General features: G+C 25.3%; 15 protein-coding genes. 11 read left to right on the forward strand and 4 right to left on the reverse strand.

Features of this window, described 5'->3' with window-relative positions; all coding sequences use genetic code 11:
- Positions 1–2: 2 nt before the first annotated feature.
- From rplQ to nhaD, 3 genes are read left to right on the forward strand one after another with little or no spacing between them, the layout of a single operon-like run.
- Positions 3–437, forward strand: coding sequence for a 50S ribosomal protein L17 (gene rplQ, locus K645_RS01305; RefSeq protein WP_022565082.1), 435 nt, complete (start codon positions 3–5; stop codon positions 435–437).
- Entirely contained in the window at positions 430–1,725 is a 1,296-nt protein-coding gene (gene eno / locus K645_RS01310; RefSeq protein ID WP_022565083.1) for a phosphopyruvate hydratase, read from the forward strand. Before rplQ ends, eno begins: the two co-directional genes overlap by 8 nt.
- A 21-nt stretch (positions 1,726–1,746) precedes the next feature.
- Positions 1,747–3,018, forward strand: a complete 1,272-nt coding sequence (gene nhaD, locus K645_RS01315; protein WP_022565084.1) for a sodium:proton antiporter NhaD — start codon at positions 1,747–1,749, stop codon at positions 3,016–3,018.
- Here nhaD and K645_RS03120 read toward each other — a convergent pair.
- The gene (locus K645_RS03120; protein ID WP_235043322.1) at positions 3,001–3,399 is read right to left on the reverse strand and encodes a hypothetical protein; all 399 of its coding nucleotides are present in this window, start codon (positions 3,397–3,399) and stop codon (positions 3,001–3,003) included. The two genes, nhaD and K645_RS03120, sit on opposite strands and share 18 nt — an antisense overlap.
- Before the next feature lie 78 nt (positions 3,400–3,477).
- On the opposite strand from K645_RS03120, the gene menB reads away from it, so the two are divergent.
- From menB to K645_RS01345, 5 genes are read left to right on the forward strand one after another with little or no spacing between them, the layout of a single operon-like run.
- Positions 3,478–4,302, forward strand: coding sequence for a 1,4-dihydroxy-2-naphthoyl-CoA synthase (gene menB, locus K645_RS01325; protein ID WP_022565086.1), 825 nt, complete (start codon positions 3,478–3,480; stop codon positions 4,300–4,302).
- On the forward strand, positions 4,299–5,201 hold the full coding sequence (gene menA / locus K645_RS01330; protein WP_022565087.1) for a 1,4-dihydroxy-2-naphthoate octaprenyltransferase: 903 nt from the start codon (positions 4,299–4,301) through the stop codon (positions 5,199–5,201). The genes menB and menA overlap by 4 nt, the downstream gene beginning before the upstream one ends.
- A gap of 8 nt (positions 5,202–5,209) precedes the next feature.
- Complete coding sequence (locus K645_RS01335) at positions 5,210–5,896, forward strand: metal-dependent hydrolase (protein WP_022565088.1); 687 nt, start codon at positions 5,210–5,212, stop codon at positions 5,894–5,896.
- A gap of 25 nt (positions 5,897–5,921) precedes the next feature.
- Entirely contained in the window at positions 5,922–6,983 is a 1,062-nt protein-coding gene (locus K645_RS01340; RefSeq protein WP_369750523.1) for an enolase C-terminal domain-like protein, read from the forward strand.
- Between the two features lie 20 nt (positions 6,984–7,003).
- Positions 7,004–8,041 carry an AMP-binding protein gene (locus K645_RS01345; RefSeq protein WP_022565090.1) on the forward strand — a complete coding sequence of 346 codons (1,038 nt, stop codon included), beginning with the start codon at positions 7,004–7,006 and terminating at the stop codon, positions 8,039–8,041.
- Positions 8,042–8,045: 4 nt separating this feature from the next.
- On the opposite strand, the gene K645_RS01350 is transcribed toward K645_RS01345, so the two are convergent.
- Positions 8,046–9,278 carry an NADP-dependent isocitrate dehydrogenase gene (locus K645_RS01350; protein WP_022565091.1) on the reverse strand — a complete coding sequence of 411 codons (1,233 nt, stop codon included), beginning with the start codon at positions 9,276–9,278 and terminating at the stop codon, positions 8,046–8,048.
- Between the two features lie 329 nt (positions 9,279–9,607).
- Between K645_RS01350 and K645_RS01355 the strand changes: the two genes are divergently transcribed.
- The 3 genes from K645_RS01355 (at position 9,608) to K645_RS01365 (ending at position 13,134) form a co-directional block, all read left to right on the forward strand.
- Entirely contained in the window at positions 9,608–10,429 is an 822-nt protein-coding gene (locus tag K645_RS01355; RefSeq protein WP_022565092.1) for a serine O-acetyltransferase, read from the forward strand.
- A gap of 26 nt (positions 10,430–10,455) precedes the next feature.
- The gene (gene cysK, locus K645_RS01360) at positions 10,456–11,367 is read left to right on the forward strand and encodes a cysteine synthase A (RefSeq protein ID WP_022565093.1); all 912 of its coding nucleotides are present in this window, start codon (positions 10,456–10,458) and stop codon (positions 11,365–11,367) included.
- 123 nt (positions 11,368–11,490) lie between these two features.
- On the forward strand, positions 11,491–13,134 hold the full coding sequence (locus K645_RS01365) for a sulfite reductase flavoprotein subunit alpha (protein ID WP_022565094.1): 1,644 nt from the start codon (positions 11,491–11,493) through the stop codon (positions 13,132–13,134).
- Between the two features lie 16 nt (positions 13,135–13,150).
- On the opposite strand, the gene K645_RS01370 is transcribed toward K645_RS01365, so the two are convergent.
- Both K645_RS01370 and K645_RS01375 read right to left on the reverse strand, forming a co-directional pair.
- On the reverse strand, positions 13,151–14,104 hold the full coding sequence (locus tag K645_RS01370) for an NAD(P)-dependent oxidoreductase (RefSeq protein ID WP_022565095.1): 954 nt from the start codon (positions 14,102–14,104) through the stop codon (positions 13,151–13,153).
- Positions 14,105–14,173: 69 nt separating this feature from the next.
- Entirely contained in the window at positions 14,174–16,435 is a 2,262-nt protein-coding gene (locus K645_RS01375; protein ID WP_022565096.1) for a transglycosylase domain-containing protein, read from the reverse strand.
- Positions 16,436–16,453 lie beyond the last annotated feature (18 nt).

A 16,453-nucleotide genomic window follows, 5' to 3' on the forward strand; every position in this document is an offset into this window, starting at 1 on the left:
TAATGGATCATAGAAATAAAAATAATCATTTAGGGAGAAAACGTGGTCATCGTAAATCTCTTCTTTCTAATATGGCTTCATCTCTTATAAAAAAGAAAAGAATTTTTACTACTTTAGCAAAAGCTAAAGCTTTGAGAAAATATGTAGAACCTATTATTACGAAATCAAAAATTAATACCACTCATTCTAAAAGAAATATTTTTTCGTATTTAAGAGATAAAACAGCGGTGTCTGAATTATTTCAAAATACTTTTGAAAAAGTACGTGAACGTCCTGGGGGATATATTAGAATAATAAAAACTGGATTCCGTTTTGGAGATCAAGCCCCTCTTTCTCTTATAGAATTAGTAGACTTTAACAAAAATTATAGTTCTAAAAAAATAATAAAATCTGTAAGACGTAGCAAGAAAAAAAATAAAAAAGTAAATAATGAGTAAAATTAAGAGTATTCAAGCTAGACAAATACTAGATTCAAGAGGGATTCCGACTGTAGAAGTAGATGTAATAACAGATAATCATATACTAGGGCGTGCTTCTGTTCCATCTGGAGCATCAAAAGGTAAAAATGAAGCTTTTGAATTACGTGATAATAAAGAAAATATTTTTTTGGGAAAAGGAGTCTTGAAGGCAGTTCAAAATGTAAATGATATTATTGCACCTGAATTAATTGGAAAATCTGTTTTAGATCAAATTTACATTGATCAATTAATGTTGGAATTAGATGGTACAACAAATAAAAGAAGATTAGGGTCTAATGCTATTTTAGCTATATCTTTGGCAACAGCAAAAGCCGCATCTAATGAATTAAATATTCCTCTTTATAAATATATAGGAGGGGTTTACACTTGTTTTCTCCCTATTCCTCTGATAAATATTGTAAATGGAGGTCTACATTCAAATACTCCTTCTATAGTTTTCCAAGAGTTTATGATAGTCCCTGTCAAAGCAAATACTTTTATAGAGGCGCTTCAAATAGGACATAAAGTATTTTATCAACTAAAAAATCTTTTAAACGAAAAAGGATTTTCTACTAATGTAGGAGATGAAGGGGGTTTTTCTCCTAATTTTAATGGAGTTGAAGATGTTTTAGATCACATATTAGAAGCTATACATATGGCGAATTATGAGCCTTATGATCAAGTAGCAATAGCTATAGATTGCGCTGCTTCTGAATTTTATGAAAATGGAAAGTATAATTATTCAAAATTTGAAAAAAAAACAAAAATTTTAATAAAATCAAGAGAAGAACATGTTAATTATTTATCTTATTTAATAAAAAGATATCCAATTATATCTATCGAAGATGGGATGGATCAAAATGATTGGGAAGGGTGGAAACTATTAACTCATGAAATAGGAAATCAAATTCAATTAGTTGGAGATGATCTTTTTGTTACACAAGCTAAAAAATTAAATGAAGGAATAGAAAAAAAAGTAGCAAATTCTATTTTAATTAAAGTGAATCAAGTAGGGACACTAACAGAAACAATTGAAACAATTCATATAGCCAAAAAAAATAAATATAAAAATATTATTTCTCATCGTTCTGGAGATACAGATGATTCTTTTATAGCAGATCTTTCTGTTGCATTTAATATTGAACAAATAAAAATAGGTTCTTTGTGCCGTTTTGAAAGAATTTCAAAATACAATCAATTATTACGTATTGAGAATACACTTGGAAAATGTTCATATTATTCAAAATGGAGTTTTATGTCCAATTGAATATAAAAATACAATAGATCAATGGTAATTTTGATTTTTATCTTTGGATATTTATTAATTACTCTTGAGAATTATATTTCTGTCAATAAAGTTATTCCATCTATTTTGATGGCTACTATTTGTTGGTCTTTAATTATATTTTTTAATATTCCTGTTTATGAATATGAATTTAATCAGAATTTAATATTAAAAAAAGATCCTAAATATTTGTTATTGTTTCATCTAGGAAAAGCTTCTGAAATTGTTTTTTTTCTTATTGGAGCCATGTCTATTATTGCTGTTATTGAAAAATATTCTGGATTTGAAGCTTTAAAAGAATTGTTTCGAACAAATACAAAACGAAAATTTTTATGGATCATAAGTATAGTTTCTTTTTTGTTATCTGCCATAATAGATAATCTTACAGCTACTATGGTCATGATTTCTCTTTTAAAAAAAACTGTTTCCAATTATAAAAATCGTTTGTATTATTTAGGATCAGTTATTATATCTGCTAATGCAGGAGGAGTTTGGTCTCCAATTGGAGATATAACTACTACTATGTTATGGATTTCTAATAAAGTCACGACAACTCATCTTATAAAAATAATATTAGTCCCATCTGTATTATGTATGGTCATTTCTACTATAATAGCATCCTATATGCCTATTTTTGATGGATATATTCAAATCAAAAAAAATAATCTTTCAAAAGATTCTATAAATAGAGGTTTTTTTATGTTAAAAATAGGTTTATTTCTGATGTTACTTGTTCCAATTTTTAAAACCGCAATAGGAATTCCCCCGTATATGGGGATGATGTTTTCTTTAGGGGTTCTACTTTTTATAGCATCTAAAAAATATAAATCTCAATCTATTTTAGATAATACACTTAAAAAAATAGATGTATCTAGTCTATTATTTTTCTTAGGAATTTTACTTTCTGTTTCTTCTTTAGAATCTATGGGGAAATTATATAGTTTGTCTCATTGGATTAATGAAACAGTTTCTACATGGAAAATTACAACTTTTTTATTTGGATTTATTTCTTCTATTATAGATAATATACCATTAGTAGCTGCTACTATAGCTATGTTTTCTTATCCTATAAATCATGATTTATGGCATTTTATCGCTTATGTTTCTGGAACGGGTGGGAGTATTTTTATTATAGGATCTGCTGCAGGTGTAGCAGCTATGAGCATGGAAAAAATAGATTTTTTTTGGTATTTAAAAAAAATTAGTTGGATTGCTTTGATAGGATATATATCTGGATTTATTTATCTTTTAATTTATTCATTTTTTTCTTTGTAATAATTCTACAAAATTTCCTACCATATATGATATATATGAAAAAGGTAAAAAAAGAGGGAGTATTATTATTTTTAACCATAATGGAAATGGATAAAAAAATACATGAAATAATACTATAATAAATAAGATAGAGCCTGTTAATATAGCGTAAGCTTTTTTTGCATTTCGTGCAAAAAAGGCGGTTACCAACCCCCCTGATAAAACACAAAAAGAATAAAAAAAAATTAGTAAAATAAAAAATTCAGTAGGTGCTTCTCTTAAAAGAAATTTAAATTTTTTTAATGGTAGAAATTGTATTTCTATAAACCATTTTTTTACAAATTTAATGGCATAAAACATTTCTATAATGCTGACTATAATTCCTGTTAATACAGATAACATATTGCGGTACATAACATAATAAAATCTCTTTTTTTCGTTATTTTGTAAAAATAAACATCAATTTTTAATTTTTTTATTATGAATTACACTATAGATTGGGTCCCCATTAAAAAATATGAAGATATTTTATTTCTTTTTGGAGAAGGAATTTCAAAAATTGAGATTAATAGACCATGGTGTCATAATGCATTTCGTGTAGAAACAGTAAATGAAATGATAGATGCTATAAATATCTGTAGTAACAGAAATGATATAGATGTATTAATTATAACTGGATCTGGAAAAAAATCTTTTTGTTCTGGAGGAGATCAAACTACAAGAGGTTTAGGTGGATATTTAGGTAAAGATGGAATTCCTAGATTAAATATTTTAGATTTTTATAAAAGAATAAGAGAAATACCTAAACCAGTTATAGCTATGGTTAATGGGTATGCAGTAGGAGGAGGGCATGTTTTACATGTTGTTTGTGATTTAACCATAGCTTCTGATAATGCAATTTTTAGTCAAGTCGGACCTAAAGTCGGGTCTTTTGATGGAGGATTTGGATGTTCATATTTGGCCCGTCATATTGGACAAAAAAAAACGCGTGAAATGTGGTTTTTATGTAAGGAGTATACAGCTGAAGAAGCTTTAGATATGGGATTAATTAATAAAGTTGTAAAAAGAAAAGAATTGGAAAAAGAAACTATAAAATGGTGTAAAATTATTCAAAAAAGAAGTCCTATGTCTTTAAGGATGATAAAACGTAGTTTAAATGCTGAATTGGATGGACAACATGGATTAATGCAATTAACGGGAGATGCAACTTTAATGTTTTATTTAATGGAGGAATCTCAAGAAGGAAAAAAAGCTTTTTTGGAAAAAAGATCTCCAAATTTTAAAAAATATCCAAGATTTTTATGAAACTGAAATATTGGATTAGCGCAGCTCGTATTCATACATTGCCTTTATCTTTTTCTGGAATTACTTTAAGTTTTTTGATATCTAAATCCAGAAAAAGTGGAAATTTTACTGTTGTTTATATTTTATGTATAATCACTGCTTTATTATTACAAATACTGGCTAATTTTTCAAATGATTATGGAGATAGTATAACAGGAGTAGATAATTGCAAACGAATAGGTCCTAAAAAAACAATTCAATGTGGTTTTATTTCATTTTCAGAAATGAAAAAAGCCATTTGGATATTTTCCATCCTATCTTTTTTTTCAGGATTTTTATTACTTTGTAAAACTATTTTATATGAAAATATTTTTTTTCTATTCTTTATAGGAATTTTTATATGTATATACAGTTCTATAAAATATTCTATGGGACCATATCCTTATGGATATATAATAGGTATGGGGGATTTATTTGTCATGATTTTTTTTGGTATTATTTCAGTGGAAGGAAGTTATTTTTTGTATACACATACTTTATGTATGGATATTTTTTTGCTTTCTTTATCTATAGGATTTTTAAATGTGGGAGTTTTAAATATAAATAACATGAGAGATTTAGATAATGATAATGAAAATGGAAAACATACTATGGCTGTATGGTTAGGAATAAGATATGCTAAATTATATCATACATTAATTATATTAATGTCAATATTTTTGGGAGGCTATTTTATTTTTTTGAATACAAAAACTATTTATCAATGGTTATTTTTTACTTTAATTGTTATTTTTCTAATATTACATATTAAAAAAATAATTTATATAAAAGAAAAAAAATTATTCAATACAGAATTAAAAAAATTAGTGATATTAACTTTTTTATATGGATTTAGCATAGGAATTGGTTTTATAAATTAATTAAAATTATGAAAATTACTTTTTTTTCTCATAGCACATGTATTTTAGAAATACATGAAAAATATTTATTGATAGATCCTTTTTTTTCTGAAAATCCTGTTTTCAAGAATATAAATTTTTTAAAATCTATTCAAAAAATAGATTATATTTTATTGACTCATGCACATTATGATCATGTATGTGATGTGGAATTTTTTTCGCATAAGTTTAATGATGTTTTAGTAATTTCTAATTATGAAATATCTAATTATTTTAATAAAAAGGGAATAAAAACATATGGAATTAATTATGGCTCTTTTATATCATTTCCTTTTGGAAAATTAAAATATGTTTGGGCTGCGCATTCAAGTGTTTTTAACGATGGAACATATGGAGGAAATCCAGGAGGTTTTCTTTTACATACAGATGAAGGAAATTTATATATATCAGGAGATACATCTGTAATGTATGAAATGAATCTTATTCCTTGTTTTGGAAAATTAGATCTTTCTATTCTACCAATAGGAGGAAAATATACTATGGATATAGAAGAAGCTATTATGGCTTCAGACTTTTTAAAATCTGAAAAAATATTAGGAGTTCATTATGATACATTTGAAGATATTCAAATTAATAAAAAACAAGCAAAAAGAAAATTTTTTGAAAAAGGGAAAGAATTAATTTTATTAGAAAAAGGAGAAACTATATATGTATAATAGAAATCAAAAAATCCATTTTTTTTTGAAAAAACGAATATTTTTTTTTAGAAAAAAAGTATCTAACTCTAATACAATATTTAAAAAAAATATTATATGGTTTATTATTTTAAGACAAAATGATAATCTAGGAATAGGAGAATGTAACCCAATATTAGATCAATATGCTTTAAAAAACTTAAAAAAATTTGAAATTGAACTAAAAAATATTTTAGAAAAAATTATTTCTTTAAAAAAAATAGAAACATATTGTTATTACAAATATATTTCATATTCATCTATTTTATTTGGATTGGAACAATCTTTTTTAAGCTTGAAGAATCAATTTCCTGTATTATATCATTCTAAATTTACTCATGGGAAAGAAGGGGTTCCTGTAAATGGAATTATATGGTTAAATTCTTTTAATAATAAAAAACATGCAATAAAAGAAATTGAAGACCAAATTATTAAAGGTTTTTCATTTATAAAAATAAAGATAAATATGAATTTTTTTAATCAATATTCTATTATAGAAGAAATCAAAAAAAAATACCCATTTATAAAAATTCGTGTAGATGCAAATGGATGTTTCAAAAATATTAAAGAAGCTTTATATTGTTTAAATAAATTTTATGATTTAAATATAATTGATTTAATGGAGCAACCAATATCATCTGGAAATTGGAAAGAAATGTCAGAAATATGTAAAAAATCAAAGTTACCTATAGCATTAGATGAAGAATTAGAAAATGTTAATATTTTAAAAGAAAAAAGGAAATTATTAGACGTAATTCGTCCTCAATATATTATATTGAAACCTAGTGTAAATGGTGGTTTTTATGGATCTGAAGAATGGATAATAGAAGCGATGAAAAGAAGAATAAAATGGTGTATTAGTTCTTCTTTGGAAAGTAATATTGGAATTAATGCTATTGCTCAATGGACTTTTATAATGCAAAAAAAATATAATAATCAAAATTATACACATGGATTAAATACAGGAATTCTGTATGTAAATAATTGGATTTCTCCTTTAGAAATTAAAAAAGGCTCTATTTGGTATAATCCATTTTTGAAATGGAAAATTAAAATGTTATTAAAATAAAATTAAATAAATAAAAAAAAATGTGGATAGATTTTTCTTCTAATGAAATATCAAATTCTTCTTATTTTTTAAAAAAAAAAAATGAAGAAAAAGATTATTGGAAAAAATCCATTTTTTCTTTTTTAAAAGATTGGTATAGCAATAAACCTATATTATCTTTAACTTCTGGAACAACAGGTGTTCCTAAAGTCATCTTTTTGTGTAAAGAACATATGTCTGAAAGAGCTATAAGAACTGTAGAATTTTTAAAAATTAATAAAAAAGGAATTAAAGGATTATTATGCTTATCAACAGATTTTATTGCGGCTAAAATGTTTTTAGTCCGTGCTATTATTTTTAAATGGAAAATATATTGTGTCCCTCCATCATCTAATCCTTTAAAAAACATTAAAGAATATTTTGATATTACATCAATGGTTCCTATGCAAGTTTTTTTTAGTTTAAAATATTTAAAATATATTAAAATTATTTTAATAGGAGGATATTCAATTTCAAATATTTTAGAAAAAAAATTACAAGATGTTTCAACGATTTGTTATGCTACTTATGGATTAACAGAAACATCAGGTCATGTGGCTATAAAAAAAATTAATGGACCCAATAAATCAACTTTTTATAAATCATTTCAAGATGTATCTTTGAGGATAGATAATAGAAATTGTTTACGCATTTTTTCTCCATATTGTATGGATTCATTTGTACAGACTAATGATATTGTTCATATGATATCTAACAATACATTTATTTGGATAGGAAGATATGACAATGTTATTAACAGTGGAGGAATTAAAATTATTCCTGAGTTAGTAGAAAAGGAAATTAGTTCTTTTATACCCTATGAAAAACGATTTTTTATATCTTCAATCCCAGATAAAATTTTAGGAGAAAAATTAATATTAATTATTGAAGGGGCCCCCTTTTCATTACATATTCCAAACACCATTTTTAATGGGAATAAAAAATTTTACAAACCAAAAGGTATTTTTTTTATTTCTCATTTTACAGATGATTTATTGGGTAAATTTAGAAGAAAAGAAATTACAAAAAAAATAATATAATTTTTTAAGTTGATTCGTTGATTTTTTTATCAAAAAAATTTTTGAGTTCTTTAAGAAAAGTTTTAGTATTCAAATAATTATTTTTTTTATGATAAGATAATTGAATCAAATCTTTAGTCATTTTTCCAGATTCTACAAAATCTATACATGCTTTTTCCATTTTTTCTGAAAAAAGTTTTAAATCTCTATTTTTGTCTAGAATCGCACGATGTTTTAACCCCCTAGTCCAAGAAAAAATAGAAGCAATAGGATTAGTGGATGTTTCTTGTCCATTTTTATGTAATCTGTAATGTCTTGTAATAGTTCCGTGAGCGGCTTCCGATTCTAAAGTTTTTCCATCTGGAGTAAGTAAAATAGAAGTCATCATTCCTAACGAACAAAATCCTTGGGCTATGCAATCTGATAGGACGTCTCCATCATAATTTTTGCAAGCCCATATAAATTTTCCATTTGATTTAATTGCTTTAGCTACCATATCATCAATTAAACGATGTTCATAAGTAATCTGCAAGCTTTCAAATTGAGATTTAAATTCATTATTATATATTTCTTGAAATATATCTTTAAATCTTCCATCATATGCTTTCAGTATAGTATTTTTGGTAGATAAAAAAAGAGGCCATTTTTTATATATAGAATAATTAAAACAAGAACGAGCAAATCCATAAATAGATTGATCCGTATTGTACATCCCCATAGCTACACCAGGTCCCATGAAATCATGAATTTTGAATTTTATTGGTTTATTTTTTTCACTATTATCTGGAACAAAATAAATATATAATTTTCCTTTTTTTTTGATGATAAAATCTGTAGCTTGATATTGATCAGCATAAGCATGTCTAGCTATACATATGGGGTTTTTCCAATTAGAAATTAAACGAGGAATAGTTTTAATGATAATAGGCTCTCTAAAAACAGTTCCATTAATAATATTTCTAATGGTTCCATTTGGAGATTTCCACATTTTTTTTAAATGAAACTCTTTCATTCTATCTTCATCTGGTGTAATTGTTGCACATTTAATTCCTACGTTATATTTTTTTATAGCATACGCTGCATCTATAGTTATTTGATCATTTGTGTTATTTCTGTTTTTTATCCCTAAATCAAAGTAAATAATATTTATATCCAAATAAGGTAAAATAAAATATTCTTTTATATATTTCCATATGACTCTGGTCATTTCATCTCCATCTATTTCTACTATAGGATTAGTGACTTTAATTTTTTTCATGAACTTGAAAAATTTGTTGTGAAAAGTTTAATAATATAATATGTTTTTTTAAAAAAAAGAAATTCTTATATTTGTATACATCTATCTTATTTTTAATGTGTATATAATTTTTAAAAAAATTAAATCTCATCAGTAGATTTTTTTATTTTTACAAAAATAAAAGTATTATTAAAAATCTTGCAGTTAAGTTCATTTTAAAATAAAAAATATCATTATAGGATGATGACTTGTTAAAGAAACAACTATCAATAACTTAGAAAAATAATTTATACTTACTACACAATAAGTGTGTAATTGTTTGTATGATATAATAAAATTAAAAAAAATAAATGTTAGATTTTTTAACAACTATACTTGAAAATAATAAAAAGAAAATTCCTTTTCCTAATAAGAAAAAATCTGAAAATTTTGTAAAAAAATTATTTCATACTTTATTTACTCCCGATCAAAATATTTTGAATGATGCAGTTCTTTTTAGAAAAAATTACGAAAAATTAAAAAACTTTTATATGAAATTTTTATTGAATAATATAAATGAAAAAAATAGTAATAATTTGACTAAAGTTTTTTTTAATAAAGTTCCTGATATTTATAAAACCTTGATTATAGACGCTAACGCAATATTAAAATCGGATCCTGCAGCAACAGTTATAGAAGAAATTTTTCTTTCTTATCCTGGTTTTTTTGCTACTGCGTTATACAGAATTGCACATCAATTGTATATTCAAGGAGTTCCAATTATTCCAAGATTGATTACAGAATACGCACACAGTCAGACTGGAGTGGATATTCATGCATCTGCTAAAATAGGAGAAGCTTTTGCTATTGATCATGGAACAGGAATAGTTATAGGTTCTAGTACAAAAATAGGGAATAAAGTTAAAATATATCAAGGAGTAACACTAGGAGCTATTTATGTAGATAAGAAATTAGCAAATACAAAACGTCATCCTACAATAGAAGATTTAGTTACAATTTATGCAGGAGCTACTGTTTTAGGAGGAGAAACTATAATAGGTCACGATAGTGTACTTGGAGGTAATGTTTGGGTGACAAAAAGTGTTCCTCCATTTTCTATAGTATACCAAAAAAATGAAATAAAAATGAGAAATAATAGTCCTTTTCCTGATCCTATTAATTTTATGATATAATATGATATAAAATAAAAAGAAAAAAAATGAAAGTTGATAATATTTTAAGAACTATAGGAAATACACCTCATGTACATTTAAAAAGATTGTTTCCTAATTATAGTGTATGGATAAAATTGGAAAGGAATAATCCTGGAGGTAGCATAAAAGATAGAATTGCTTTATCTATGATAGAAGATGCAGAAAAAAAAGGAATTATTCATAAAGGCGATATAATCATAGAACCTACTTCCGGAAATACGGGAATAGGATTGGCTATAGTTTGTTCTGTGAAAGAATATCGTCTTATTTTAGTTATGCCGGAATCGATGAGTCTTGAAAGAAGAAAATTATTTTCTATTTTTGGGGCTAAATTTGTTCTAACTCCAAAAGAAGATGGAATGAAAGGCGCTATTCAAAAGGCAGAGGAATTAACTAACACTATTCCGAATTCTTGGATGCCTAAACAATTTGATAATATTTCAAATCCAAATGTACATAAGAATACTACGGTAAACGAAATAATAAGCGCTTTTCCTAAGGGAATAGATTATTTCATTACAGGAGTGGGGACTGGAGGTCATATTACTGGAATAGGGGAAGTATTAAAAAATAAGTTTCCAAATGTAAAAATATTTTCTGTAGAACCAGAAGAATCTCCAGTTATATTTGGAGGAAAACCGAATCCTCATGCTTTACAAGGACTAGGTCCAGGTTTTATTCCATCTATTTTGAATATCAAAATATTAGACGGAACTTTTTTAGTATCTAAAGAAGACGCCTTTCATTATGTTAGAAAAACGGCAAAAAAAGAAGGAATTCTTGTTGGAATATCTACTGGAGCTTCATTGTCTGCTATAGACAAGCAATTATCTAAATTTTCAAAAACATCTACGATTTTAACAATAAATTATGATACTGGAGAAAGATATTTATCAGTTGATGATCTTTTTTTATGATATATGTATCAATATTTATAAACTCAATTTTTTTGACATATAATAATACTTAAAATGGCTATTGAATTGTATGATATTTTTGATAAAAAAAACTTATTTTAAATAAGTGTAAAAAAAATCAAAATGTTATCTGAATCAAATAGAAAAATATTTTTTAAGTTAATACAAGAATCTTCTCAGGAAGAGATTATATGGATGTCGGGTTATATGTCTGGATTGTTATTATATGAAAAAGATTTTCAAAAATTAAAAAAAGAAAAAGAAAAGGAAAAAAAAACATTAGTTTATGGGACGGAAACGGGAAATGCTAAAAATTTAGCTTTTGATATTTTTCAAAAAGCTAAAAAGGAAAAATTGCAAGTAAAATTGATCAATTTAGATGAATATCGTTTAAAAGATTTAGAAAAAGAAAATTATTTTTTTATTATAATAAGTACATATGGTGAAGGGGAGCCTCCATCTTCTGCAAAATCTTTTTTTAATTTCATCCATCATAATAAAAATCTTTTTTTAAAGAATATGAAGTATAGTGTACTAGCATTGGGGGATAAATCTTATACTTATTTTTGTAAAGCAGGATATGATATAGATAAACGTTTACATGACATAGGAGCAATGAGAATTGTTTCATTACATAAGTGTGATGTGAATTATGAAGATCAAGCGAATATATGGTTTTCAAAAATTATAAATTTTTTAAAAAAAAATATGAAAATCATAAAATATATGGAAGAATTTCTAATAATATTTTTAAATGAAAAAATAACTGATAAAAAAATTCATCATATTGAAATTTGGATTCCAAACAAAGTTCAATATTTTCCTGGTGACTCTATAGGTGTTTATCCTGAAAATCCCTCCAATGAAGTAGATAATATTATAAAATATTTAAACAAAAATAGAAAAAAAGAATTTGAAGAGTATAAAGAAAAAAACAATATATTCAATCTTTTTAAGAGGGATTTGAATATTCTTTTTTTATCTGAAAATTTTATAAAAAAATATTCATTTTTATCTGAAAATAAAAATATTTATTTAAATAAAAAATGGAAACTTATTGATCTTTTAATAGAATTTCCTATGAAAAATAAATTTTCTTTAAAAGATTTGATAAAAATTATAGAACCTATAAAACCTAGATTATATTCTATTTCTTCATCACCTACAGCTCATGGTAACGATATTCATATTACTGTATCTCGTCATCGTTTTCAATTAAATGGAGAAACTGTATATGGTCACTGTTCTAATTTTTTATCCCAACTTAAAGTGGGAGATAAACTGTGTTTTTTTATTTATAAAAATAAAATGTTTAAATTACCTGATTCGGATAAAGATATAATTCTTATTGGACCTGGAACTGGAATTGCCCCTTTTCGTTCTTTTTTGTATGAAAGAGAAGCGATTAAAGCTACGGGAAAAAATTGGTTATTTTTTGGAGATCAACATTTTATTTCAGATTTTTTGTATCAAAAAGAAATACAAAATTGGAAAATAAAAGGAATTCTTAATCGCGTGAGTCTATCTTTTTCTAGGGATCAGGAAGAAAAAATTTATGTTCAAAATCAAATATGGGAAAATAAAATAGAATTTTTTTCTTGGATAAAAAATGGTGCTTATATTTATATTTGTGGAAATAAAATTCCTATGAGTTTAGATGTAGAAAAAATGATTTGTCGCGTAATAAAAAAAGTAGGAAAATGTGATTCAGAGCTTTTTATAAAAAAAATGAAAAAAGAAGGAAGATATTTAAAAGATGTATATTAATAATTTATAAGGTCACTTATGATTTTAATTTTTGATTTAAAAAAATAATTTTTTCCACAATTTTTTTATCCATTTTATATTTTGATTCTTTAGTCCATCCTGCAATATGTGGAGTAAATATCACCTTTTGAGTGCGAACAAGATCAATAAAACTTTTAGAATATTTATAATGATGAAAAATATTATTTAAAGAAAAATTTTCATATTCTAATACATCTAAACATGCTCCACTTATTTTTCCATTTTTTAATGCCTCAACCAAATGATTTGTAATTACACACCCACCACGAGCGGTATTTATCAAATAAAAAGGCTTATTAAACTTTTTTATAAAATTATAGTTTATCATTCCTTTTGTTTTTTCAGTATAAGGTACATGTAAACTCACTATATCTGATTTCTTAAAAAGAGTATTTATACTGACCTGTTTTGCATAAATATCTCCTACTTTAGGTAATATGTCGTAACACAATATTTTAGCATCAAAACCTGATAATTTTTTAGCAAAAGCTTTTCCTGTATTTCCATATCCAATAATACTTATTGTTTTTCCCATAATTTCTGTTCCTCTATTTATTTCTCTATTCCATTTTTTTTTTATGGTTATTTGTTGATGGGAACGAATGATATAATTCATCATAGATAAAAGCATACCTATAGCATGTTCTGCTACTGCATCTTTATTTCCTTCAGGAGAAGAAATTAAAATTATTCCTTTTTTTGCAGCATAATCTTTATCTATATTTTCTATTCCAGAACCAATACGAGCTATAAATTTCAAGTTGATAGCTTTTTTAATGAATTTTTTGTTTATTTTTAATCTACTTCTTAAAATAACTCCATCATATACAGATATATCAATTTTATCTATTGAATCTTTGTAATTTTCATGACAAATAAATCCTTCTTTTTTTAATTTATATATAATAAAAGGATGATTATTATCTAATATTAATATTTTTTTTATCATATATTTATTCCTTATCCTTACTCTTACTATTTTCTGAATCTAAGTTTAGATCTAAATCTGAAATTTTTTTTAAAGAATTTTTTCCTCTTTTTTTTCGTCTTTATCATTTTTTTCATTGATCATCTTATCTTCTTTAATATGGGTTTCATTAATACGGGTTTCATTACAATGATCCCAATAGGATTGATAATTTTTAGGTTTGTGAAATAATAATTTATCATGATAAATTAAATTAATATCTTTATATATACTTTTCATATAATAAGCCCATATAGGTAAAGCCATATTAGCTCCTTGCCCCAATCGAATGTTATCAAAATGGGAAAATCTATCTTCCCATCCTACCCAAACTCCAGTTGTGAGATTAGGAATCATACCTATAAACCATCCATCTGAATTTTCATTAGTCGTTCCTGTTTTTCCAGCTATATCTCCTGTAAGATTGTATAATTGTAATCTTTTTGCTGTCCCATATTTAACTACTCCTTGCATTAATTTTAACATAATATACCCTACTTCTTCACTAAAAACTTGTCGTCTACTAATATCTATATGTTCTTTAATTAAATTCCCATTTTCATCCTCTATTTTTACTAAAATAGAAGGTTTAACATAAATTCCATAATTAGTAAATGTATTGAATGCTCCTGTCATTTCATATAAAGTCAAATCAGCAGAACCAAGTGCAATAGATGGATGTTCAGGAATCATAGATTCTATTCCCATTTTTCTTGATAAATTGATGACTGGACCTGGAGTTATTTTTGATATTAAACGAGCTGAAATTGTATTAATAGAAAAAGCTAAACCATCTTTTAAAGTGGAAAAACCTCCATATTTTCCGTTAGAATTTCTAGGAGTCCATTTTCCTAAATGAAATTTATCATTTGAAATTTTTGTACAAGGGTTATAATGTAATTCATTAATAGCTGCAGCATATAGAATAGGTTTAAAAACAGAACCGACCTGACGTTGTGTTTGTGCTACATGATCATATTGAAAATAATTAAAATCTATTCCCCCTACCCATGCTTTAATAAATCCGGTATAAGATTCTATAGACAATAGTCCTGCTTGTATAATACTTTTTTGATAACGAATAAAATTCCATGGAGATATAAGTGCTTTTTTGGATCCATTCCAAGTAAACAATTTAATTAATTGTGGTTTTTTAAATTCTTCTATAATTCTTTTTTCTGTTAATCCTCTTTGTTTTAGATCTTGATAAAGAGAAGTTCTATGCATTGCAGATATAATAATACGTTTTGTTTTTTCTGGAGATATATTTAAAAATGGAGCATTTTTATTTTTTTTTTGAAAACGATTAAATAAAATCTGTAATTGACTAAGATGTCTTTTCACGGCCCTTTCTGCATGATCTTGCATTTTAGCATCAATAGATGTATATATTTTTAATCCACTAGAATAAAGATTAAGTTTTTGTCCCGTTTTTTCTTCATGTTCATTTAAAGCTTCTTGAATTTCTTTTTTTAAAAATTCACCATAATAAGTAAGTAATTCAAAATCTTTTTTTTGTATTTTAAAATTAATTTTAACAGGTTTATTCAATTCTTTTTGATATCTATGTACATTTAATAAATGATACTTTTTCATTTGATGTAAAACTAAATTTCTTTGTTTTTTTGCTCTATCAGGATAATTTTTTGGATTATATAAAGAAGGATTTTCTAACATTCCAACTAATATAGCGCATTCTCCCAAATTAAGTTCAGAAACTTTTTTATTAAAATAAGTATGAGCGGCTGTTTCAATACCTTTTGCATTATATAAAAAATCAAATTTATTATAATACATAGTAATAATTTCTTCTTTTGTATAACGTTTTTCTAATTCAATAGCCATTACCCATTCTAAAAGTTTTTGATGTATTCTTTGTAATTTATTTCTTGCAGATGGTCCTGTGAAAAGAAGTTTCGCTAATTGTTGTGATATAGTACTCCCCCCTCCTTTTTTTCCTAAAGACAGAATTGCTCTAAGAAAAGATTTTACATCAATTCCAGAATGATATTTAAAACGAATATCTTCTTTTGCGAGAAGTGCATTTACAAGATCTTTTGGAAGCTGTCGATAAGTAACTAAAGTTCTATTTTCTGAAAAAAATCTACCTAATAATATTCCATTAGAATCATACACTTCTGATCCTACTTTCATCGTGGGATTTTCTATGTCTTTAGTGCAAGGTAAACTTCCTAAATAACCTTTAGAAGCGCCATAAAAAACACTGATAATTATACTTATTCCTATAAGAAATAAAAACCAAAAATAAAAAATAAGTTTATGAAAATTTATTTTCGTACTTTTTTTATACACGCAAAAAAAATTATGTAT

This window comes from Blattabacterium sp. (Nauphoeta cinerea), assembly GCF_000471965.1.
GTDB lineage: Bacteria > Bacteroidota > Bacteroidia > Flavobacteriales > Blattabacteriaceae > Blattabacterium.

Excerpts from the sequence above, each read along its gene's own strand:
- rplQ (WP_022565082.1), top strand. The coding sequence starts at position 3 with ATGGATCATAGAAATAAAAATAATCATTTAGGGAGAAAACGTGGTCAT.
- eno (WP_022565083.1), top strand. The coding sequence starts at position 430 with ATGAGTAAAATTAAGAGTATTCAAGCTAGACAAATACTAGATTCAAGA.
- nhaD (WP_022565084.1), top strand. The coding sequence starts at position 1,747 with ATGGTAATTTTGATTTTTATCTTTGGATATTTATTAATTACTCTTGAG.
- K645_RS03120 (WP_235043322.1), bottom strand. The coding sequence starts at position 3,399 with ATGTTATCTGTATTAACAGGAATTATAGTCAGCATTATAGAAATGTTT.
- menB (WP_022565086.1), top strand. The coding sequence starts at position 3,478 with ATGAATTACACTATAGATTGGGTCCCCATTAAAAAATATGAAGATATT.
- menA (WP_022565087.1), top strand. The coding sequence starts at position 4,299 with ATGAAACTGAAATATTGGATTAGCGCAGCTCGTATTCATACATTGCCT.
- K645_RS01335 (WP_022565088.1), top strand. The coding sequence starts at position 5,210 with ATGAAAATTACTTTTTTTTCTCATAGCACATGTATTTTAGAAATACAT.
- K645_RS01345 (WP_022565090.1), top strand. The coding sequence starts at position 7,004 with ATGTGGATAGATTTTTCTTCTAATGAAATATCAAATTCTTCTTATTTT.
- K645_RS01350 (WP_022565091.1), bottom strand. The coding sequence starts at position 9,278 with ATGAAAAAAATTAAAGTCACTAATCCTATAGTAGAAATAGATGGAGAT.
- K645_RS01355 (WP_022565092.1), top strand. The coding sequence starts at position 9,608 with ATGTTAGATTTTTTAACAACTATACTTGAAAATAATAAAAAGAAAATT.
- cysK (WP_022565093.1), top strand. The coding sequence starts at position 10,456 with ATGAAAGTTGATAATATTTTAAGAACTATAGGAAATACACCTCATGTA.
- K645_RS01365 (WP_022565094.1), top strand. The coding sequence starts at position 11,491 with ATGTTATCTGAATCAAATAGAAAAATATTTTTTAAGTTAATACAAGAA.
- K645_RS01370 (WP_022565095.1), bottom strand. The coding sequence starts at position 14,104 with ATGATAAAAAAAATATTAATATTAGATAATAATCATCCTTTTATTATA.